General features: G+C 71.2%; 21 protein-coding genes and 1 pseudogene. 6 read left to right on the top strand and 16 right to left on the bottom strand.

Features of this window, described 5'->3' with window-relative positions; genetic code table 11:
• Nucleotides 1-38: 38 nt before the first annotated feature.
• Nucleotides 39-788 carry a peptidyl-tRNA hydrolase gene (locus RLT58_RS07255; protein ID WP_311309568.1) on the bottom strand — a complete coding sequence of 250 codons (750 nt, stop codon included), beginning with the start codon at nucleotides 786-788 and terminating at the stop codon, nucleotides 39-41.
• A gap of 113 nt (nucleotides 789-901) precedes the next feature.
• Between RLT58_RS07255 and RLT58_RS07250 the strand changes: the two genes are divergently transcribed.
• The 4 genes from RLT58_RS07250 to RLT58_RS07235 are packed head-to-tail and all read left to right on the top strand — an operon-like array spanning nucleotide 902 to nucleotide 3,424.
• Nucleotides 902-1,579, top strand: coding sequence for an AIM24 family protein (locus RLT58_RS07250; protein WP_311309567.1), 678 nt, complete (start codon nucleotides 902-904; stop codon nucleotides 1,577-1,579).
• Between the two features lie 32 nt (nucleotides 1,580-1,611).
• Entirely contained in the window at nucleotides 1,612-2,526 is a 915-nt protein-coding gene (locus RLT58_RS07245) for an ABC transporter ATP-binding protein (RefSeq protein WP_311314439.1), read from the top strand.
• A complete protein-coding gene (locus RLT58_RS07240) occupies nucleotides 2,523-3,209 on the top strand; it encodes an ABC transporter (protein ID WP_311309566.1) in 687 nt (228 codons plus the stop codon). The genes RLT58_RS07245 and RLT58_RS07240 overlap by 4 nt, the downstream gene beginning before the upstream one ends.
• Before the next feature lie 26 nt (nucleotides 3,210-3,235).
• Entirely contained in the window at nucleotides 3,236-3,424 is a 189-nt protein-coding gene (locus RLT58_RS07235; RefSeq protein ID WP_311314438.1) for a hypothetical protein, read from the top strand.
• Between the two features lie 15 nt (nucleotides 3,425-3,439).
• Here the strand turns inward: RLT58_RS07235 and RLT58_RS07230 are convergent, their stop codons facing one another.
• The 15 genes and pseudogenes from RLT58_RS07230 to zapE form a co-directional block, all read right to left on the bottom strand.
• Nucleotides 3,440-4,249 carry a polysaccharide deacetylase family protein gene (locus RLT58_RS07230; RefSeq protein WP_311309565.1) on the bottom strand — a complete coding sequence of 270 codons (810 nt, stop codon included), beginning with the start codon at nucleotides 4,247-4,249 and terminating at the stop codon, nucleotides 3,440-3,442.
• A gap of 83 nt (nucleotides 4,250-4,332) precedes the next feature.
• Nucleotides 4,333-5,761: pseudogene (locus RLT58_RS07225) on the bottom strand (DUF6177 family protein).
• A complete protein-coding gene (locus RLT58_RS07220) occupies nucleotides 5,758-6,408 on the bottom strand; it encodes a pentapeptide repeat-containing protein (protein ID WP_311309564.1) in 651 nt (216 codons plus the stop codon). Before RLT58_RS07220 ends, RLT58_RS07225 begins: the two are co-directional and overlap by 4 nt.
• A gap of 38 nt (nucleotides 6,409-6,446) precedes the next feature.
• Complete coding sequence (locus RLT58_RS07215; RefSeq protein WP_311309563.1) at nucleotides 6,447-7,280, bottom strand: hypothetical protein; 834 nt, start codon at nucleotides 7,278-7,280, stop codon at nucleotides 6,447-6,449.
• A gap of 77 nt (nucleotides 7,281-7,357) precedes the next feature.
• Nucleotides 7,358-8,134 (bottom strand): hypothetical protein, encoded by a 777-nt coding sequence (locus tag RLT58_RS07210; RefSeq protein ID WP_311309562.1) that lies wholly within the window; start codon nucleotides 8,132-8,134, stop codon nucleotides 7,358-7,360.
• 59 nt (nucleotides 8,135-8,193) lie between these two features.
• Entirely contained in the window at nucleotides 8,194-10,389 is a 2,196-nt protein-coding gene (locus RLT58_RS07205) for a hypothetical protein (RefSeq protein ID WP_311309561.1), read from the bottom strand.
• The gene (locus RLT58_RS07200) at nucleotides 10,386-10,769 is read right to left on the bottom strand and encodes a DUF6507 family protein (RefSeq protein ID WP_311309560.1); all 384 of its coding nucleotides are present in this window, start codon (nucleotides 10,767-10,769) and stop codon (nucleotides 10,386-10,388) included. Before RLT58_RS07200 ends, RLT58_RS07205 begins: the two co-directional genes overlap by 4 nt.
• Nucleotides 10,770-10,956: 187 nt before the next feature.
• The gene (locus RLT58_RS07195) at nucleotides 10,957-12,330 is read right to left on the bottom strand and encodes an alkaline phosphatase PhoX (protein ID WP_311309559.1); all 1,374 of its coding nucleotides are present in this window, start codon (nucleotides 12,328-12,330) and stop codon (nucleotides 10,957-10,959) included.
• Between the two features lie 57 nt (nucleotides 12,331-12,387).
• Nucleotides 12,388-13,950: a sensor histidine kinase gene (locus RLT58_RS07190; RefSeq protein WP_311309558.1), complete on the bottom strand. Its 1,563-nt coding sequence runs from the start codon at nucleotides 13,948-13,950 to the stop codon at nucleotides 12,388-12,390.
• Complete coding sequence (locus tag RLT58_RS07185) at nucleotides 13,947-14,666, bottom strand: response regulator transcription factor (RefSeq protein WP_311309557.1); 720 nt, start codon at nucleotides 14,664-14,666, stop codon at nucleotides 13,947-13,949. Before RLT58_RS07185 ends, RLT58_RS07190 begins: the two co-directional genes overlap by 4 nt.
• A 206-nt stretch (nucleotides 14,667-14,872) precedes the next feature.
• Nucleotides 14,873-16,570, bottom strand: coding sequence for a CotH kinase family protein (locus RLT58_RS07180; protein ID WP_311309556.1), 1,698 nt, complete (start codon nucleotides 16,568-16,570; stop codon nucleotides 14,873-14,875).
• Complete coding sequence (locus tag RLT58_RS07175; protein WP_311302560.1) at nucleotides 16,567-17,244, bottom strand: DUF4956 domain-containing protein; 678 nt, start codon at nucleotides 17,242-17,244, stop codon at nucleotides 16,567-16,569. The genes RLT58_RS07180 and RLT58_RS07175 overlap by 4 nt, the downstream gene beginning before the upstream one ends.
• Nucleotides 17,241-18,101: a polyphosphate polymerase domain-containing protein gene (locus RLT58_RS07170; RefSeq protein ID WP_311302559.1), complete on the bottom strand. Its 861-nt coding sequence runs from the start codon at nucleotides 18,099-18,101 to the stop codon at nucleotides 17,241-17,243. Before RLT58_RS07170 ends, RLT58_RS07175 begins: the two co-directional genes overlap by 4 nt.
• A 194-nt stretch (nucleotides 18,102-18,295) precedes the next feature.
• Complete coding sequence (locus RLT58_RS07165) at nucleotides 18,296-18,721, bottom strand: OsmC family protein (RefSeq protein ID WP_311309555.1); 426 nt, start codon at nucleotides 18,719-18,721, stop codon at nucleotides 18,296-18,298.
• Between the two features lie 84 nt (nucleotides 18,722-18,805).
• Nucleotides 18,806-19,900 carry a cell division protein ZapE gene (zapE, locus tag RLT58_RS07160; protein ID WP_311309554.1) on the bottom strand — a complete coding sequence of 365 codons (1,095 nt, stop codon included), beginning with the start codon at nucleotides 19,898-19,900 and terminating at the stop codon, nucleotides 18,806-18,808.
• A 35-nt stretch (nucleotides 19,901-19,935) separates the two neighbouring features.
• Here zapE and RLT58_RS07155 point away from each other — a divergent pair, with 35 nt between their 5' ends.
• The gene (locus RLT58_RS07155) at nucleotides 19,936-20,715 is read left to right on the top strand and encodes a pyrimidine reductase family protein (protein ID WP_311309553.1); all 780 of its coding nucleotides are present in this window, start codon (nucleotides 19,936-19,938) and stop codon (nucleotides 20,713-20,715) included.
• Between the two features lie 134 nt (nucleotides 20,716-20,849).
• Nucleotides 20,850-21,302 (top strand): indole-3-glycerol phosphate synthase, encoded by a 453-nt coding sequence (locus RLT58_RS07150; RefSeq protein WP_311309552.1) that lies wholly within the window; start codon nucleotides 20,850-20,852, stop codon nucleotides 21,300-21,302.
• The last annotated feature ends 66 nt before the right edge of the window (nucleotides 21,303-21,368 follow it).

The raw sequence follows: 21,368 nt of genomic DNA, 5'->3' as shown, positions 1-21,368 counted from the left end.
CGCCCGTCCGGGCGCCCGCTCGCCTGCTCGGGCCTCGCTCAGCGGCGCAGTGCCGGATGGTCGGCGACCACCGTGCACGAGCCGGGGGCGATCTCCGTGAACCCCGCGTCCCGTACGACCGGCAGGCCGCTCACCGTCAGCTCCTGCCAGCGCGCCGGCTCCGGGGTGGCGACCGACAGGGGGAAACCCGCCTCGCGCCACGCCTTGCGCTCGGTCTCCGACAGCTCCCACCAGGCGAGCTGGGCCCCGTGCCCGGCTTGGGCCATCTCCTTGCCCGCCGACATGTCCAGCTCCGGGTTCAGCCAGAGCACCGGCCCGGTGAGGTCGGGCGCGGCCGGCGGCTCCGGGTCGTCCAGGTCCGTCCCCGAGACCTGGAGCTTGGCCAGCTCCTTGGGCCAGCCGTCCAGCGGCACCGGCGGGAAGACCCGCACCTCGGCCTCGTCGCCCGTGACCGTGATCCCGGGCAGCGCGGACGCCCTGCGCCACTCCGCGCCGCGCGCCCGCCGCACCACCTTGCGGATCCGGGCGTCCTGCCAGTCCCGCATCACCTGCGCCCACTCCCCGTCGCCCACCGACCGCTCGTCGGAGAGCATCACCAGGACCGCGCGCGCGGCCGTGCGCAGCGCGTCGGTGCGGGCCGGGGGAGCCGTCTTCTCGATGTGCACCACCAACGGCAGGACGTACTGGGGTGCTTCGTCCCGGTTCGTCCGCTCGGAACGGAACGGGCTGTCCACGGGAAGGGCTGCCGGCTCGGCGGACGGGGACGCGGGGATGTCGTTGCTGCTCACCGGTCCAGTCTGCCAGCCGCCCCCGAAGCCCCGTTCCTCGCGGATCCCGGCGGATCTCGCCGGATCTCGCCGGATCTTGGCGGAATGAAACGCTCCGGGTGAGGATGCACCGCATGAAGAGCGATCTCTTTTCCAGCGAGCACATGGCCGAGCAGGCGACGGCCCCCGGGATGACCCTGCAGAACGCCAAGTCCATCAAGTACGCGGTCAACGGGGAGATGCACGCCCGCCAGGGATCGATGGTCGCCTTCCGCGGCGACCTGCAGTTCGAGCGCAAGGGCCAGGGCATCGGCGGCATGCTCAAGCGGGCCGTCACGGGCGAGGGCCTGCCGCTGATGGCGGTGCGCGGCCTGGGCGAGGCGTGGTTCGCCCACGAGGCGGCCAACTGTTTCATCGTGGAGATGGAGCAGGGCGACGCCCTCACCATCAACGGCCGCAACGTGCTCTGTTTCGACGCCACGCTGGCGTACGAGATCAAGGTCGTGAAGGGCGCCGGAATGGTCGGCGGCGGGCTCTTCAACAGCGTCTTCACCGGCTACGGCAAGCTCGGCCTGATGTGCGAGGGACACCCCATAGTGATCCCCGTCATGCCCCAGCAGCCCGTCTTCGTCGACACGGACGCGGTCGTCGGCTGGAGCGCCCACCTCACCACCTCGCTGCACCGCTCGCAGAGCGTCGGCTCGATGATCCGCGGCGGCTCGGGGGAGGCCGTTCAGCTGCGCCTGGACGGTGAGGGGTTCGTGATCGTACGTCCCAGCGAGCTCAAGACCGAGAAGGCGTCGGCCCACTGAAACGCCTGCGGACTCCCCGTACGGAAGAGGCCCTGCGGCTGCGCGGGGTGGGCCGGCGCTACGGCCTCACCGGACCCTGGGTGCTGCGCGGGGTCGACCTCGGCCTGCCCGCGCGCGCCGTCGTCCGCGTCGAGGGCGCCAACGGCACCGGGAAGTCCACCCTGTTGCGGCTCCTGGCCGGGATCGACGCCCCCACGGAGGGCCGGATCACCGGCCGCCGGCCGCGCACGGCGTACGTCCCCGAGCGGTTTCCGGCGGCGCTGCCCTTCACGGCCGCCGGCTACCTCGTCCACCTGGGCCGGATCCAGGGACTGCGGTCCGCCGAGGCGGCCGACCGTGCGACGGGCTGGCTGACCCGCTTCGGCGCGGCCGGGCACGCCGCGACCCCCCTCGCCGAGCTCTCCAAGGGCACCAGCCAGAAGGTCGCCGTCGCCCAGGCGCTCCTGGCCGAACCGGAGTTGCTGGTCCTCGACGAGGCATGGACCGGCCTGGACACCGCGGCGCGCGGCGAACTGGACCGGGCCGTCGCCGAACGCGTCGCCGCCGGGGCCACCGTCGTCTTCGTCGACCACGACCCGCGCCGGCTGGCGGGCGCGGTCGACGCGGCGTTCCGCGTCGAGGGCCTGGGCCTGGCCGCCGCGCCGCTCGCGCCCGCCGGGGCGCAGGACGGCCCCCGGGTCCGCGTCGAGGTGACCGGCCCGCCCGGCACCCCGCTGCCCGCCGGACTGCCCGGCGCGCCCGCGTGCGTGCCCGCGCGGGACGGGGCGCTGCGGCTCACCGTCGCCGCGGTGCACTCCGACGCGCTGCTGGCCGCGCTGCTGACGGCCCGGCCGCCGTGGCACATCAGGCAGGTCGCGCCGGAGGCCGGGACCGAGGCCGGGACCGAGGCCCGTACGCAGGGGCTGTCCCCCGATCCCCCCGCTCCCACCCCCGGCGAGGCACCATGACCACCACCGCCACCACCGCCCTCATCCGCTATCAGACCGACCTCCTGGTCCGGTCGCAGCGCTGGCTCGCCCCGGTGCTGCTGTACGCCGCCTTCCTCGGCGTCGGCGTCCGCTCCGGCCAGCCCGTGCTGGACTCGCTCGGCTACACCGCCGCCGGGCTGCTCCCCGTCACCGCGTGGCTCGTCCAGGTCTGCGTCACGCAGGAACCGCCCGCCGCCCGGACCGTCGTCGCCGCGGCGGTCGGCGGGCAGCCGCGCGCCCATCTGGCGGCGCTGCTCACGGCGCTGGGGTGCGCCGGCGCGCTGGGCACGGCCGCCACCGCCGTCGTCCTGGCGATCAGCGACCCGAAGAGCACCGACCGCACGGTCCGCGTCCCGCTGCCGCCCGCCGGGGCCGCCGGACTGCTCGCCACCGCCTGCTGCGTGCTGCTCGGGCTCGCGGTCGGCGCGCTGTGCACCCGGCCGCTGCTGCACCGGCGCGGCTGGTCGATCGCGGCGACCGTGCTCGCGGCGCTGCTGGCGCTGGTGACCACCGGATCGCCCGCGAAGTACGCGGTGACGGGGCTGGTCACCGGCTCGCTCACCGGCACGGTCCGGGTGCCGGTGCTGCCGCTGCTGGGGGCGGCGGCCGTCGCGGCGGCGGCGACCGCGCTCGCCTGCCGGCTCACGTCCGTACGCGGCTGAGTACGCTCGTACCCATGACTGAGCGCATGAACGAGGGTGCGGACGCGACGTACTGCGAGACGCCGGCCGCGCCCCCGGAGCGGGCCGCCGGGCCGCCGTACGCCGAGTGCGTGCTGTGCCGGAAGCCGACCGAGTACGCGGAGTCGGTCAGGGGGATCACGCTCTGCCCGGTCTGCGAATGGCAGGAGGCGCAGCGCACGGCCTGCTCGGGCTGAGGCGCGCCGGCCGGGTCAACCCGCCATCAGCTGGGACACCTTGACGAAGCGGTATCCCCGCTTGCGCAGCTCGGGCACGACCCGTCCGACCGCCTCGGCCGTGACCGGCGCCGCGCTGCGGGTGCAGTGCATGACGACGAGCGAGCCGGGCCGTACCCCTTCGAGCACCTGCTCCGCGACCGCGTCGGCGTCGGTCGCGAAGGCGTCGCCGCTGACCACGTCCCACTGGACGGCGGTCACCTTCTCCGGCGCGAGCGCGCGCAGCGAGGCGTCGTCGTAGCAGCCGCCGGGGAAGCGGAAGTACGGCACGACGTTACGGGCGCCGGTCGCGCGGATCGCGCCAGCGGCCCGCTCCACCTCGCCGCGCAGCTCGCCCTTCTCCGCGGTCGGCAGCCCGTAGCAGGGCGAGGTGAAGGCGTAGTGGCTGTAGGAGTGGTTGCCGATCTCGAAGAGGGGATCGGTGCCGATGGAGCGTGCCTGGGCCGGATACTGCTCTGCCCACCGGCCGGTCATGAAGACCGTCGCGGGCACCTTCAGCCGCCGCAGCAGGGCGATGAGTTCCGGGTTGTCGAAGTGCTCTCCGGCCGCCGCGCGGGGCCCTTCGTCGGCGGTCATGTCGGCGTCGAAGGAGAGCGCCACGACCTTCTCGGTGTGCTGCGGCCCGCGCTTGAAGACCGGGGTCAGCCCGGCGGGCCCGGGGGCCAGGACGGGCGGCTTCGTCGCGGGTGTGGGGGCCGGAGGAGAGGGGGCGGGGGCCGCGGGCGGGGCGGCTGCGGTGTGCCGCTCGCCGGGGGAGCCCCCACAGCCGACGAGCACCGCCCCCATGACGCCAACAATCGCCACTTTCCGTACAGATAGTTTCATTCCCGGAAAATAACTGATCAATGGATCATCGCCGGGGTGGCGCGCTACAGGGGCGGCGCCCCGCGCAGATGGCGCATGAGCTGTTCGAGGGCGGTCCAGCTCTCGGCCGTCTCGCCGTCGCCGAGCGGGTAGTAGTAGCCGGGCCGGGCGGTGGGCCCCAGCCGCACCGGACTGTCCGCGAGGGGCGTCCTGCTCGCGGTGTCGCGCCCCGCCTCCCGGACCTCGGCGGCCCCCAGCACGAAGGCGTACGGCAGCGGCGGGTGTGTGAAGCGGGGCGCGGTGCTCAGGTCGCGGCGGCCCTCGCCCAGTTGGCACATCATCGTCTTCAGCCCGTGCCGGGTCACCAGCTCGTCGGCCAGCCCCGGCAGCGCGTCCAGGGCCGGCTGCTCGCCGGGGCCGTAGCCCACGGTCAGGGTGACGTCCTCCTCGACACCTTCCGGCGTACGGATCACCCGCAGGGTGGCGGTCGCGGGCCGGTCCGGGGAGCCGACGGCCACGGTCCAGGTGGGCCGGGGCGCGCGCTCGTACGCCAGGTCGGTGAGCTGCCGCCGGGACCAGGCGAGACCGGCGGGCTCAGAGGTGCCCCAGCCGGCGGGCGGCCCGCCGGTCAGCGCCTGCCAGGCGGCCTCCAGCGCGCCGCCGAGCACGAGGTCCGCGTCGGGGCGGTGCAGGGTCCGGAAGGAGACGACGACCTGCCGCTCGCCGGTGGGCCCGCCCTCCGTGTACGCGTCCGCCACCGGGGTCTCGCCGTTCTCGTCCCGGTCGGGGGCGAAGGCCTCGTCCTGCCAGTGCAGTACGGCACCGGTCAGCCCGTCGTAGTACCCGCACCGCTCGTCCTGGACGACCCAGCGGGAGGAGGTGGACCGGAGCAGCAGACGGGTGGGCAGCGAGAGGCGGCAGTGGGGCGGGGTGACGATCTGCAGCGTCCGGTCGCTCTCCACGGCGGCACCGCAGTGCCTCGGAGAGCCAGCTCGTCATGGGGACGACGGGCCGGTCCTGGAGGACGACGGCCGCCTTCTCGGTGAGCATGTCGACGGCGGGCTGGGCGGCGGCGGGGGCGGGCACGGCGGTGAGGCCGGAGACGTCGAGCGGGCGGGCGGCGCCGACGGTGCCGGGGGCGTCCGGCGGCCACACCCGTCCGCCGAGCAACAGGGTCAGCCGCGCGGCGAAGGCCCCCGCGAGCTCCTCGGCCCGGGGCACCCCAGCGGCGGCCCGCGCCTCGACCCACCACAGGGGCCCGTCCCCGTCCGGCACGGCCCCGCCCCCGAGCAGCCGGGCTGCCTCACCCGGCACCTGCACCAACAAGGGCACCTCGACCGAGACGAGCGGCCGCCCCTCGTCATCGCACAACTGCACCACGGCCCCCTCCCCGGCGGCCCCGACCCGCAGATCCGGCCCCCCGGCGAGCAGCCCCGCCAGCACACTCATCGCATCCGGCATCCGCTCGGTGAGCGCGATCACGTCCTTGGTCATGCGGTGTTTCCTTCGGTCTTGCGGGTGGGGCGGTGGTGCTGCGGTGGGAGGCGCGGGGGAACGACCCGTACGTGTCCGCCTCGCGCGGCGACCCAGGCTTCGAGGTCCGGACCTGCCAGTTCCCGGGACTCCTCGTCGCCGACGACGGTGACCGGCCCGAAGACTGTGCCGGTCAGGCCGGTTGCCACGGTGGTGTCGTCGAGGGCGACCTCGAAGGAATTCTCGTTGAGGACGGCATGGCTCAGGTCCGCGCCCCTCATATCGGTGTGGATCAGCGAAGCGGCGAGAAACCGAGCTCCCCGGAAGCTCGCCCCCGAGGCGTCGGCACCGTACAGCGAAGCCCCGACCAGGTCCGCCCCGTCGAGCCGCGCCGACTGGAGCACGGCATCGTCCAGGTTCGCCTTGACGAGGTCGGCGGCGGTCAGGTTCGCCCGTGTCAGGTCGGCCGACTGCAGGTCGGCCCGGTAGAAGGACGCGCCGCGACAGCACACGTCTACGAGGACCGCGTCGGTGAACCACGCGTTGGAAAAGTCCCCGCCCGAAAGGTCGGCGCCTCGGAAGTCGCTCGCCATGCCGTTGAGGCTGTACTCCTCCGAGGCGAGCCACTCCCGCAACTGCCGGGCGGCCTCGGGATCGTCAGGAAACACGCGTGGCTCCCAGCCCGGCGTGCTTGTCGGCATGGCCCTCACCCCGGTGGCGTCGGCTGAACCGGCGCATTGTTGAACAGATGGTCGTACAGGGCGCGCAGGTAGGTGTGCAGGATCTCCCGGTCGGGGAACTCGATATCGGTCAGCCGCTCGTACTCGGCCGGGCCGAAGGCGTCGTCCGACATGATCTGATCGAATCCCGTCCGGATCAATTCCACGTACGCGTCGTTGAAGCCCCATAGGGTGGGCCGTAGGTCGCCCGTGATCTCGTACCCTCGCTCAAGATCCAGATGCGCTCTGAAGAAATTCCTGAAATGCGGGTCCATGCCGCGACCGCGTGTTCCGGAGATGCGCACCGCGGGCACTTCCCTGGCTCGCCGGTAGATGTCCTCGTCGTCCAACTCCACGGACGTCGCCTCGATATCGGTCACGATCCGCCGCAGGATCTTCGCCCACTCGCCGACGAATACGTCCGTACGGACCACCGCGTCGCCCCGCTCGGTCAGCAGCGATTCGTAGTTTCCGGGCGTGCTGTGCCAGCGCGCCCGGATTCTCAGTGAGCGGCCCGTACGGACCAGGCTCCATTCGGCCGAGAACATGTCGGAACCCCAGAAGACCTCGGTCTCCGAGAAGTCCGGCCGCTGGACGTCCTCAAGGAGGGGGACCAGGTTGTCGACGAGGGCGGCGAGGTCACCGGCGTACGACAGCCGGACCGGCGCCAGGTTCCAGAGGAGGAAGGCGTCCTCGGTCTCGGCGGGGTACATCTCGGCGACCGCGTCAGCCAGGTCGGCGGCGGCACCGCAGGGACGAACGGCAGGGCGGCCTGTCTGGATCGAGAAACTCATGCTCCTACCGCCGGCCGCCACGGGCATCGGTGACCATGGGCTAGGCCGTGTCCGCAAAGTCTCGCCTGGCCTGCGGGCGGACGACGATACTTTGCGGACACGGCCTAGGACCGACCGTCCAGCGCCTCGCGGACCTCCGCGCGCACTCCCTCGTTGCCGACCGTCAGCAGGTACTCGCCGAACTGCCGGACCTCCGGGCCCTCGGCACGGAAGACAACGGTGACGGCGTGGTCCAACGTGCGCGGCGAGGCACTGACGTTCAGCACGCTCATGGCCAGCTCCACGGAGAGCGCCGGGTCGACGGGTGCCACGGCGCACGCCAAGTCGACCAGCTGCGTGGCCAGGTCGAACCGTTGCCGCTCCTCGGCTGCCAGGGACCGGACACCTCGGCCCACGACCTCCTTGATGTCACCCAGCGCGGCCCGAACCGTGGCGCTGTCGATCAGTTCGCCGAGCCGGTCCTCGAAGTACTGGGTGTCGGCGAGCTGGACGAGCGCGCGGAAGGCCTGCTCACGCAGCGCCGCCGTCCCCTTCTCCTCGATCAGGAAACGGCTCTCGTCCACCGCCACCGCCAGCTGCGAGAAGGTGCTGTCCACCGAAAACTTCCGGTCGATCGAGAAGTCGTACCAGGGCGTGGCCTCCGGGTCCGCGGCGGCACGGATCACCGCCTCGAAACCGTCCGGCTCGGCCCACGTCGTCAGCGCCAGGCAGGCCATGAAGCGCTCCTTCGCGGGTTCACCCGGATCGTTCATCAGCTCGACGAGCCTGGGGACGCGTTCGCGGTGCCGGGGATCTTCGCACGCGCTGTCGATCACATCGTCGATGTCCGTTGTCGGCTCGCCATCGAAATCCGTGCCGAGCAATTCTTCGAATCTGGTCATGACTGGCCTCCTTTCTCATTTCGTCTCTTCGGGTCTGTCCGGGTGCACGGCGCCAGGTGTCAGAACGGGCCGGTGATGTATTCCTTCGGCACGATTCCCTTGACCAGCCACTCCGAGTCACGACGCGTATGCATCATGTCCTTCATCCGTTGCTCGATGCTGGCCGTCTTCTTCTTGCCGAGTCCGAACCCTTCCGCGATCTCGCGGATTTTCTCATAGCTCGTACGTGGCGGGACCGAGATGTCGATCGGGCGCCCGGCGGTCTTCTCGGCGGATGCCTGAATGGCCGCCTCGACCTCCCTGGGCGAATACACCTCCACGCCCTCGACCTTGCCATCGGCGATGTCCTTCATCAGCCGGGTCAGGTCCACGCGGATCGTCTTGCCGCCGTAGTCCTTGGCGTCTGCGCCGTCTTTGCTGGTCGAGGTGAACGGGCTGTCCGACTTCCTGGGCTCGCGGCCCACGACATGGTCGACGATCGTCGCCTGGCCGTCCGGGTTGGCAGGCACCAGGTCACCGTCTTCGTTGAGGTAACTCTTGCGCTGGCCCTTGTTGTTGTACTGCTCCGAGAAGTCGTTGTCCTGGCGTCGGAGATCCGGGACCTCCTCACCGGGCCGAGGGCTGTACGGCCCGTCACCCGGCGGCGCACCGGCGCCGTCGCCGCCAGGGGTACCTGTGCCGCCCGGCGTCTCGGGGCCGTTGCCGTGACCGGCCGGACCGTGCCCGCCGCCGTGCCCGGTGCCCCCGTGACCGCCGCCGCCCGACGGCGTGTGCGAGCCACCGCCACCGTCGCCGGTACCGCCCCCACTCCCCGCCGGATGCTCCGTCACATGCCCGCCCGGCGGATGAGGACCTCCCGGCGGATGGTTCACCGAGTTCTCCACCCGCCCAGGCCCGCCGCCCACCCCCGCGTGGACCTTCTCGCGTTGTGGGGCCGGCTCTTGGTGGTTCGGGAGGTCGTCCTTGTGGGGTTCCCTGACCGGGTCCGTGTCGGGGACGACGTTGCCGTGTTCGTCGCGGATGTGGCCGTCCGCGTCGATGACGCGGGTGTTGCCCGCCGAGTCCACGTACGGGTGGCCGGGGGTCGTCGGCAGGTCCGGGGAGTGGGGGAGCGTGGGGACCATGTCGTCCACGCCCGCCCGGCTGGTCCTCAGGCTCTCCATCAGGTCGCCGACCTTCAGCTTGGTGACGCCCGCCGCCTTGCCGAGGTAGCTCATCGGGTCCGCCAGCGCGCCCGCCTTGCCGAGGGCGGTGACCGCCGCCTCCGCGCCGACGCCGAGTTTGCCCGCCTTGCCGAGCTTGAGGAGGGAGCCCGAGCCGAGGGTCACGCCGTTGAACAGCACCGTGCCGAACGCCCGGGCCGGGTCCTTGCCCCACTCGTCCCACGCGACCAGCGACTTGCCGAAGTTGCGCAGCGCCGCCTTCTGCTTGTCCGTGTCGCTGTGGTCGACCGGGCCGAACATCTTGTCCATCGCCCAGTCGTACGGCGTCATCAGGTACGCGCTGATGCCGCCGAAGACGTCGCCGATGCCCGACCAGGTCTTCTTGAAGTTGTCCCAGTCGAACACGTTGACCATGCTGCCCAGGCCCTTGATCGTGCCCCAGACCCCGTCGACGAAGAACCCCTTCAACGCACCGCCGACGTTGTCCTTCGTCCACTCCCAGGCCGCCCGCAGCCCCGTGTACTCGCGCTCGTCGACCGTGCCCCACGGCGTGTCGCCGGCGCCTTCCCTGAAGCCGTACATGCCGGCCTTGTGCGAGCCGTCGTCGACCGTGAAGTGCGTGCCGCCCACCAGCGCGGTGATCTTGTTGGCCGCGTCCCGCTCGGCGCCCTGGAAGGCCACCCAGGTCGTGCCGACCTCATGGACCAGCCGCGCGTTCTCGTCGATCTTGCCCTGGTCCTGCTGCCAGTCGTCGTCGTCCTTGTTGTCCGCGACGAACTTCTCCGCGTCCTCGCGGAGTTGGTTCATCTTCTTCACCAGCGGACGCGCCGCCGTCGCGAAACCCGCCAGCGCCCCGCTGACCGACTCCAGCTTCTTCGCGAACGCATCCGCCTTGTCCCGCACCGGGATCGTCGAATCGAGCAGTTCCTCCTGCTCGGGCGCGTCATAGACGGGGTCCAGCGTCTGGAAGGCCTCGTGGACTTCCTTGCCCGTGGTGCGGATGTCCGACGCGGTCGTCTTCAGGGACGTCGCGTGCGTCTCCAGGGTCTCCAGATTGCCCGTGAAGGTCGGTATCTTCTCCGGGTCGATCACTTCTTGGGGCCCTTCATCTCCTCGGGCGTCGGAGCCTTGGAGTACTGCTCCTGCTTGTTCTTCGCCATGTCCAGGTCGCCCTTGAGGTACTCCTGGGTGGCCAGCCGCGCCCCGGTGATGGACTTCCCCGTCCGTACCGGCAGGAACTTCAGGTCGTTGTTGGTGTGTTCCTGGAACTCCTGCAACGCCTGGGCCACCGGCCCGAACGCGCCGCCCTCGGGCAGCTCGGTCCCGCCCAGGACCATCGTGCCCGCCCACGTCGCGGCGCCCACCAGGCCCTCGTCGTACGCCGTGAACTCCGCCTCGAACTCACCACCGGCCTCGGCGGTCTTCTTCAGGACTCCACGCACGCCGTCCGGTTTGATGTCCCACTTGGTCACGGTGCCCCCCCGTTCTACCCGTTCTGCCCGTTGCAACCGTTGTACTCGTGAGCAAAAACGTTTCCCCGTACGCCTGGGCGCACCCTCGCCATCCTGCACCGGCGGGCCATGTCGATCAAACCCGGATTGCCGTCTGCAAAGGGATGGTGGGATGCGCCACAGTCGTTCCGAGGGCCCGCTCAGGGCCTCAGCGCCACGGGCCCGTCACCGCGAACGTGGTGCCCGGGGTGTACACGTTCACGTACATCGTCGCGTCGTCCGGTGCGAACGTGACCCCCGCGAACTCGCCCCACTCCGGCTCCTCGGCCGTCCCGGTGTTCTGCCGGCCGCGCGCCATCGGGTACACCTCGCCGCGCCGCGTCAGGCCGAACACGTGCTGGGCGCCGCCGCCGTCCTCACACACCATCAGCCCGCCGCCGGGGGCCAGCGTGATGCTGTCGGGGGACTCGCCGGGCAGCTGAATGTCCGTGTCCGGCCCGAAGACGATGACCAGCGTCAGCCGGCGCCGCTGCGGCTCGTACCGCCAGACCTGGCCGAAGTGGTCCGCCGCCGAGCCCTCCGAGCGGTGCGCGAAGCTGGAGACGAAGTAGACCGAGGAGCCGCCCCAGTAGCAGCCCTCCAGCTTCTGGCCGTGGGTGATGCCCTTCGGGCCGAAGTCCTGGAAGCGGATGGGGGTCTCGGCCGCCTGCGGATCCGGTACGGGGACCCACTCGATGCCCTCGAAGACGGTCCCGGTCTCCTGGACCGCGGACAGGTCCGGGACGCCCGGCACCCGCATCGCCTCCAGCCGCCCCCCGGCCCGCAGCGAACCCGTGCCGCCGAGCGGCTTCTTCGGCAGGAAGCGGTAGAAGAGCCCGAACGGCTTCTCGAACGCGTCCTCCGTCTCGTACACGATCCCGCGGCGCGGGTCGATCGCGACGGCCTCGTGCTGGAAGCGGCCCATCGCGGTCAGCGGCACGGCCCCGGTGCGGCGCGGATCGGCGCCGTCCACCTCGAAGATGTAGCCGTGGTCCTTGGTGTAGCCGTTGGTGCCGGCCTTGTCCTCGGTCTCCTCGCAGGTCAGCCATGTGTCCCAAGAAGTGCGCCCGCCCGCGCAGTTGACCGCCGTGCCGGCGATGGCGACCCGTTCGCCGAGCACGCGGTTGTCGCTGTCGAGCTCCAGGGCCGTGCAGCCGCCCTTGCCCATCGGGTCGTAGGTGAGGCCCTCGACGACCGGCACGGCGATCGCCGCGTCGGCCCGGTTCTCGTGGTTGCGCACCAGCCGGACGTGTCCGCGCCGGCCGGCGAACGCGGCCATGCCGTCGCAGTGGCTGGGGACCGGCCCCTCGCCGGAGCGGAGCGGGTCGCCCTCGCGGGAGAGCACCCGGTAACGGAAGCCCTCCGGCAGGTCGAGCAGCCCGTCGGGGTCGGACACGAGCGGACCGTAGCCGCTGTGTCCCCGGGCGGCGGCGGTGCCGGCGAAGAGTTCGGGGAGGGCGCCGATGAAGGCGATCGAGGTGGTTCCCCCGCTCGCGGCCAGGATCTGGCGGCGGGTCGCGCTACGTCGAGACGCGGTGGTCATGAGGCAACTCCCTGTTGATGGACAGGTGACATGACATCGTCGAGATCGGGCCGGCCGTTAGAGCCCCTCGGCGAACGTTGTCATGCCGTCCGGCCCGGGTCCGGCGCTCCGGGGCAGCAGCAGACGGAACGTGGAGCCGTGACCCGCCCGGGTGTCGAGTTCGAGCCGGCCGCGGTGTGCCTCGGCGATGGTGGAGGCAATGGACAGGCCGAGGCCGGAACCGGGCTCGGGCCCGCCCGCCCCCGCCGGCCCCCGGTAGAAGCGCTCGAACACTTGCTGGGCCGCCTCCGGCGCCAGCCCCGGCCCGTCGTCCGCCACCTCGACCACGCACACCGCGATGCCCAGGGGCAGGGCGGCCGTTGCACTGCTGCGACCCCTCCGGTCGGTCCCGCCGGTGTCCGGGCCGGTGCGCACGGTGCCGACCCGGACCTCGACGCTCGCGCCGGGTGGAGTGTGGAGACAGGCGTTGGCCAGGAGATTGGCGATCACCTGGGAGAGCTGGTGGGTGTCGCCCAGCGTCTCGACCACGTCGAGCGCGGACCGGCGCCCCTCCGGGCCGCTCGCCGCCAGCGGCATCAGCCGCACCTCCCGGCCGGGATGCGCGACGACAGCCGCGCCGACCCCGTCCGCCGCCAGGGAGAGCAGGTCCACCGTCTCCCGGTGCGCCACGGGCGCGTACCCCAGCTTGGCCAGCAGAAAGAGATCGTCGACGAGACGGCTCATCCGCTCCGCGTTCCGGGCGATCAGCTCATGGGCCTCCTGCCGGCGCGCGGCCGGGATACGGGGTTGCTCGACGAGCAGCTCCGCGAAGCCCTGGATGGAGGTGAGAGGGGTGCGCAGCTCATGGCCCGCGTCGGCCATGAACCGCCGCAGCCGCTGCTCGGAGGCGTCCTTGCGGTGCAGTGCCGCCCGCACCTGGTCGAGCATGGTGTTGAAGGCGATGCCCAGCCGCCCGGTCTCGGTCCGGGGATCGGTGTCGGCGACGACCAGTGCCGACTCGCCCCCGGTGATGCGCCGGGCCGTGCGCTCCATCCGGTCCAGGGGGCGCAGTCCCAGGCGGACCGCGGCGCTGCCGAGCAGCCCGACACCTGCCGCGGTGGCCGCCCCGATGGCGAGGCTGAGCCACAGCAGCTTGGACGTGGCGCCCTCGACGGTGTCCAGGGGAAGCGCGACGACGACGCGTCGGCCGTCGGGGCCGGTGTCCGCGATCACCCGCCACTCCGACGTCCCGCGCCGGTCGGGGACGGTGGCCGGCCGTCCGTCCGTCAGCGCGAGGGTCGCCTCGGTGCGCGGCAGCCGGGGGCGGCCTTCGCCGCTGCCCAGCGAATCGGGTCGGAGCCGCCCGTCGGAGCCGTAGAAGAAGACCCGGTAGTCAGAGGGCAGGGAGGCCTCACGGGGGACGGGATCCGGGCCGCCCGAGGATTCGTCACCGGCCGGGGCGTAGGGGGCCGGGGGCGGTGGGCGGAAGTGGGTGAGACGGTGGTCGATCTGGCCGGTGAGCCAGCTGCGCATGACCGTCAGCCCGGCCGCCTGCGACACCAGTACGGCCAGCGTGGCGAGCACGGTGGAGATCAGTACGAGCCGGGTGCGAACGGAGCGGGGACGCAGCCGGAGGTTCACCGAGCGTCCTCGCGGGGCAGCCGCAGGCAGTAGCCGACACCGCGCACGGTGTGGATCAGGGGCACGTCCGCGCGGTCGATCTTTCGGCGCAGGCTCTTGATGTATGTGTCGACGATGCGGGTGTCCCCGGCGAAGCCGTACTGCCATACCTCCAGCAGGATCTCCTGTTTCTCCAGCACCTTCTCCGGGTGGGACGCCAGGCAGACCAGGAGCCGGAACTCGGTGGGGGAGAGTGGTACGGATTCACCGGCCCGGTGCACGGTGTGCCGTTCGCGGTCGACGCTCAGGTCCGCGTACCGCAGCGGGGGCTGTTCGGCCGGCGGCCGGGGCGAGCCGGCGGTGCGGCGCAGGATGGCCCGTATCCGCAGCAGGATCTCCTGGATGTGGAAGGGCTTGGTGACGTAGTCGTCGCCGCCGGAGCTGAGCCCGATGATGCGGTCCTCGATGTCGGTACGCGCGGTCAGGAAGAGCACCGGTGTGTAGTCGCCCCGGGCCCGCAGCTCACGTGTCACGGCGAACCCGTCGGTGTCCGGAAGCATCACGTCCAGCACGATCAGGTCCGGGTGACAGCGGCTCGCTTCCTCCACCGCGTCCCGCCCGCCGGCCGCCGGCACGACGCTGTACCCGGCCGCGGTCAGCGCCGTGGTGAGCAGAGTGCGGATGCTCGGGTCGTCCTCGACGACGAGAACACAGGGGCGGGCTGATTGGGCGCCCATCGGAAGGATCACCTCGTGGCGTCGGAGGGGAAAGGCGCTCAGCGGGCGGTACGGCGCTGTGCGGTCGGATGCGGCGCGATGCTAACGGACGCAGATGTGCGCCTTCACAGGAACGGTTCAGGGGCCGTGACCGGCCCGGGTGCACGTCGGCGCGCCCCGGGGCGCGAAAGGCGGGCGGGGCCTTCCTACCGGGGCGCGCCGAAGTTTCAGCCGGCCACCTCCTTGTCCTTCGCCAGAGCGGCGGTCCGCTGTGTCACCGTGGTCCGCAGGGTGCCGACCGCGCCCTTGGCCTCTTTCGCGGAGAGGCCGGCCCGGGTCGCCTGTTCCGTGAGGTCCGCGAGCACCTTCGTGGCCTTGCCGGAGGCGTAGAACTTCTCGTACAGGTCCTTGTACGCCTTCTTGTAGACATCGTCGAAGGCGTCGAGGCCGAGGAACCGGGTCTTGAGCGCATGGCCGGACCGCATGCCGCCGCCACCCGCGCCGCCGCTCCCCCCCGCACCACCGTCCGGCGCACCGGGCAGATCACCGGGGCCGGGCATCTCCACGCCCTCGGGAAGTTCCGGCATGCCCTCGGGCATCCCGCCGCCGGCGTCACCGCCCTGACCGCCGGCGCCGCCGCGTCCGCCGCCCATGCTCATCTGGTCGTCCGGCCCGGCGGTCACGTCCCCGCTGAAGGTGAGGTTGTAGTCCCAGCCCAGCACCGAGAACTTCTTGGTGTTCAGGTCGTACCCGAGCAAATAGTTCTTCCCAGGGCCCGCCATGTCGTCGAAGTTCATCAGCAGGTTCTGCGCCGCGATGTAGTGGGCGAGCGAGTCGACATCGACGTGCTTGTCCAGGTTCTCGGCGAACTCCGTGTCCGAGGACTCTTCCACCCACTTGGTCAGCTTCATCACGGGTTCGAGATCCTGGCTGCCGACCTTGTTCAGCTGCCGGAAGGACGTCTCGTACTTCGAGGGGTCGTCGCCCTGGTAGTCGAACGTGCCGCCCGCCCTGGCCTTGTAGACCACGGATTCGCCCTCGACGGCCTCGGCGTACTCCGTGTCGGGGTTCTCGACCATGAGCCGTACGGCCGTCGGACGGTTGTTGACCTTCAGGGACGAGAGGCTGTAGCGCTCGGCCGGCTCGCCCGTCCCGTCGATCAGCGCGAGGGACAGTGCCTCGTTGACCGGCACCTGGGCGTTGCTGCCCGGGCGGAGCGAGATCTCGCGCTCGCCCTGGTAGGCGCGTCCCTCCACGTACTCGTCGATCTTGATGAGCCAGGGGAGTTCCTCGGGCTTGTCGGCGGACAGGTTGTACTGCGTCATCCCACCGCCCCGTGCGCCGCCCCGTGCGCCGGCCGCGCCGTCGCCGGCCGCGCCGTCGCCGGCCGCGCCGTCGCCGGCCGCGCCGTCGGCAGGCGTGTCACCACCGTCCGCCCGGCCGCCGGCCGCGGGGAGGTCCGGCATCTGCCCGCCTCCCGGGCCGCCGCCCCGCCCGCCTCCCGGGCCACCGCCCCGGTTGCCCCGCAGGGACATCAGGGTCGAGTTGCCTTTGAGGCGGATGCCGACGTCCTGGAGGAAGACCCCGTCGATGGTGAGGTCCGCCGGGATCGAGTCCTTGGTTCCGTCCTTCTTGAACTCCTTCATCATCTTGTCGAAGTCGGTCTGCTGGTACTCCAGTTGCACGGAGTGCCGCACGGATGTGTCATACAGCCCCACAGTGCCCCTGACGTCGTCCGTGATGGCGTTGGCCTCCACCCGCGAGGCGGAGGTGACGTACGGGGAGATGCGGGCGTCGCCGAAGGCGTAGAGCATCACCGCGAGTCCGGCGCACAGGGCCCCGGCCGGCTTCCAATGGTGGCGCAGCCGTACGGGGACGCGGTCGTGCAGCCGCCGCGCCCGGGGCGTGCCGTCGACGGGGCTCACAGGTCGGTGGTGTCGTAACCGGTCAGGACCGTGACCCGCTGCCCGGAGGTTCGCTCCTGCAAGGCGCTGACCAGATCTCCCGGCTCGGTGCCCTTCTTCATGCGGACCGTGTAGAACACCTCGTTCAAGGCTCCGCCGCGGATCGTCTCGGTGCTCACGAGTTCGAACTCGGTCGTGTACTTGATCAGGACGTCACGTATGCCGGGGGTGTAGTCCTCGCCCGCCGGGACCTGGACCTTGACGACCTGGCGCTGGACGTTCAGGGCGAACCAGTCGAACTTGTGCATGATCACGATGATCACGCAGATGACGACCGCGCCGACCGCCGCGAGCGTGTAGAAGCGCGCGCCGCAGGCCATGCCGATCGCCATGGCCAGGAAGATGAAGCCCACGTCCCGCGTCTCCTTGACCGCGTTCCGGAACCGGACCACGGACAACGCGCCGACCAGCGAGAACGCCCGCGCCAGGTTGGACCCGACGACCAGCATGATCAGCGCGACGATCATGCCGATGATCACGAGGGTCTGGACGTAGGACTGGCTGTAGGACACGTTCCGGTGGGTGTATCGGTAGACGTAGCCGATCACCGTGCTCAGAACGAAGGACAGCACCATCGCCGCCACGACGTCGGTGACGCTGAACGTCCCGCTGAGTTCCTGCAGATCGAAATTCACTGTGCTCCTGCTTTCACCGGCGACTCCTGAGCCGGCAGCCGCGTGTCGAGGGGGGTGGCGGGCGGCGGGAAGGCCGTCTCGTCGAGATGGAAGATGGAACGGGGCGCCAGCCCGAACGCCTCGATGGACTGGACGTACTTGGAGACCCGGATGAGGCTGAGGTTGCGCCGGGCCGCCAGGTCGGTGATCCAGTGAGGTGTGCGCTCGTTGACCTTGATCTCCATCACCGACAGGTGCGGCGGGACAGTGAACCGGTTTTCCGGATTCGTCTGCCCGAAGTGGAAGTCGCGGTCGCGGCCCCGGATGCGCCGGTCGAAGGTGACCCGCAGGCCGGTGTCCGAGGCGCGCCCCACCAGAGCTTCGCGCTGGTAGCCGGTGATCGCCGTCGGGCGCAGGTTCAGCCGCACGATGAGGTCGAGCACCTCATGGATGAAAGCCCGCTCCTTCGCCGTGTGCTCCACCATCTCCCGCCCGTCGCAGAGCTGACGGGCCGTGCCGTAGGGGAGTGTGATGCGGCGCTTCTGGGTGACCCGGTTGACGCGTTGCTTGATCTCGACGCATACGGGGGAGTCGTCCGTGACTCCGTCCGGTTCGCCGTAGTGCCTGATGCGCAGCTTGCGGCGGAACTTCAGACCCTCGATCTTCTCCCAGTAGAACCGCAGTTGAGGCGAGTCGTAGTACAGGCTCCACACGCCGTATCCGCCGACCGGACTGTTCAGGTCGCGGTCCATTCGTTCCGCGAGTTCGTCGCGCAACTCGGCGGCCTGATCCACCGGGACCAGGTATTTGAGCTCATATCTGTTGAACGCGTGCAGTCTGCTCGCCACGTGCAGCGGAGCCGTGTCGGGTTGCGACACCGCGTGCCTCCTTCGTCGTCCGTGCCGGACCGGCCGGCCCGCGATACGCAACCAACGACGGATGAGGAAGTGATGAAAACCCCGGGTGTATTGCGGGAGGATTCAAGATGGCTGGAAGGTGAACGCAGCCGGAGTGCGAACGGCAGTGCCCCCGGAGGCGGCCGTGGCCGGCCTCCGGGGGCACAGGGGACTGCTCAGGCGAGCGACGTGCTCAGTGTGATCGTCGTGCCCGTCAGCGCCTGGCTGACCGGGCAGTTCGCCTTCGCGTCCTCGGCCGCCTTGACGAAGCCCGCCTCGTCGAGACCGGGCACCTCGCCCTCGACGGTGAGGTGGATGCCCGTGATGCCGGTGCCCGGCTGGAAGGTGACCTCGGCCTGGGTGTTCAGCCGGGTCGGCGGGGTGCCGGCCGTGGCGAGGCCGTTGGAGAGGGCCATCGAGAAGCAGCTGGAGTGGGCTGCCGCGATGAGCTCCTCCGGGCTGGTCTTTCCGTTCGCCTTCTCCGCGCGCGACGGCCAGGAGACCGGGTACTCACCGATCCCCGAGGAGTCGAGGGTGACGACGCCCTTGCCCTCGATCAGGTTGCCTTCCCAGACCGTGTGCGCCTGACGCGTGGTAGCCATGCTGGTTCCCTTCGAACGGAATGCGCGGTTGTACGGGGGATGGCGGCGCACTTCGTCGTGCCCGCCGGTGGTGCGCCTCCGAACCTACTGCGCCACCAGTCCCTTTGCGTCGCGCGCCAGCGCCGTCAGCCGCGAGATCGCCCGGAAGTACTTCTTCCGGTACCCGCCGTTCAGCATCTCGTCGCTGAACAGCTTGTCGAACGGCAGCCCGGACGCGAGGACCGGCACCTCCCGGTCGTACAGCCGGTCGGCCAGGACCACCAGCCGCAGCGCGGTCGACTGGTCGGGCACCGGCCGCACCTCGGTGAGGCACACCGCCCGGACGCCGTCCGTCAGCGCGCCGTACCGGCTCGGGTGGACGCGGGCCAGATGGTCGAGCAGCGCGGGGAAGTCGTCGAGGCTGGCGCCCTCGGTGGCGTACGCGGCCCGGGTGACCTGCTCGTCCGAGTACGGCGGCGGGGCCTCGGGCAGACCGCGGTGGCGGTAGTCCTCGCCGTCGATGCGCAGCGGGCGGAAGTGCGAGGAGAGCCCCTGGATCTCCCGCAGGAAGTCCGCCGCGGCGAACCGGCCCTCGCCCAGCTTGCCCGGCAGCGTGTTGGAGGTCGCCGCGAGCGCCACGCCCGCCTCGACCAGCCGGCTCAGCAGCGAGGAGACCAGCACGGTGTCGCCCGGGTCGTCGAGCTCGAACTCGTCGATGCACAGCAGCCGGTGCCCGCTCAGCGTCCGCACGGTCTGCTGGAAGCCCAGCGCGCCCACCAGGTTCGTCAGCTCGACGAACGTGCCGAACGCCTTCAGCGACGGGGCGGCGGGCGTGGCGTGCCAGAGCGAGGCGAGCAGATGGGTCTTGCCGACGCCGTAGCCGCCGTCGAGGTAGACACCGCGCGGGCCGCTCGGCGCCGCCGGGGTCTTCTTCCCGAACCACTTGCGCTTGCCCGAGCCCGTGGCATGCGCCCCGCCGAGGCCGGAGGCGAAGTCGCCCAGGACCTTGACGGCCTCGATCTGGCTCGGCTGCTTCGGGTCGGGAACGTACGTATCGAAGCGCACCGAGTCGAAGCGCGGCGGCGGCACCATCTCAGCGACCAGCCGGTCGGCGGGGACGTGCGGCTCTAGGGCGCACAGGGACAGCGGGGCCGTTTCGGCTATGGGGCTGGGCCCCGGCACGGCGTGGGAGGACGACACAACCACCCAGCTTAGGCCGTGCCAGACTGCCGGACATGCGACGCCTGTTCCCTGTGACCGACCAGACAGCGGCCGACGACCGAGGCGAGTGGAGTCTGGACGACCTCGCCGACGCCTACGCCTACCCCGAGACGGGCGGCCCCTGGCTGCGCGCCAACATGGTGTCGACCCTGGACGGGGCCGCCCAGCACGAGGGCCGCTCGCAGCCGATCTCCTGCGAGAGCGACATGCGGATCTTCGGCACTCTGCGGGGGCTGGCGGACGTGGTGATCGCGGGCGCGGAGACCGTACGGCTGGAGGGGTACCGCCCCGCGCGGGCCCGGGAGGCCTTCGCGGCGCGGCGGGAGGCGGCGGGCCAGGGGCCCGCCCCGGCGGTCGCCGTGGTGAGCGGCAGCCTCGACCTGGACTTCTCGCTCCCGCTCTTCGTCTCCCCGCTGGTCCCGACGCTCGTGCTGACCGGCGCGGGCGCGCCGCCCGACCGGATCGCGGCGGCCCGGAAGGCGGGCGCCGAGGTGGTGATCGCGGGGGAGGGGTCCCGGGTGGACCCGGCCCGTGCGGTGCGGGAGCTGGCCGGCCGGGGGCACCGGCGGCTGCTGACGGAGGGCGGGCCCCGGCTGCTCGGCCAGTTCGTGGCGACGGGGGTGCTGGACGAGCTGTGTCTGACGATCGCGCCCCTGCTCACCGCCGGGGACGCGCAGCGGATCTCCGGCGGTCCCTCGGTGACCGTGCCGGAACGATTCTGCTTGGCGTCGCTGCTGGAAGAGGCCGGGTTTCTCTTCTCTCGCTACCGTCGGAGCGGAGAATCAGCGGAATGACACGTTCCGGTTAGCGTTCGGTGGGCAGAATGGATCTCGCAGACCCCGTGCCAGTACGGGGAAGGATGGTTTCAGCGGCGGCCGGCGACGGTCGCCGAAGCAGAAGGGCGCCTGTGGTGTTCACCAGCGTTTTGATGATCGAGAAGGCCCTCACCTCGGAGGACGTCGACTTCGTCACCACCCTGCACGGGGAGGAGCAGATCTCCTTCGTCGTCCTCATGCAGCCTCGGGGTGACCAGGCGGATGTGCTGTTGCGGGCCATCGACGACCTGGCGATGGGCGAACTGAAGGAGGCGTCCCGGGAGAGCGAGGTACCGGAGGGCAAGAACGCCAGGGAGTCCGCCGAACTCGCGCTCGAAGTGTCCCTGGAGGCCCTGCGCCAGGCGGGCTCCGAAGCCGTCGGACAGGTGATCGAGGCCCACCCCCTGGACAAGCTCACGTCCGTGGTCGAGGAGTCGGAGGCGGACGAGGTCATCGTGCTGACCGCGCCGCACTACGTGGAGGAGTTCTTCCACCGCGACTGGGCCTCCCGGGCCCGGCACAAGGTCGGCGTCCCGGTGCTCAAGCTCTTCGCGCACAGCGAATAGGCTGAAGCCGCGCGGACCCCGGAGGGCAACCCGGAACCGCGCTGGACGCTCTCTCACCTCGGAGGA

This window comes from Streptomyces sp. ITFR-16 (assembly GCF_031844705.1).
Classification (GTDB): domain Bacteria; phylum Actinomycetota; class Actinomycetes; order Streptomycetales; family Streptomycetaceae; genus Streptomyces.
The sequence above is the reverse complement of the archived record's forward strand: the minus strand, read 5'-3'. Positions and strand labels throughout refer to the sequence as shown.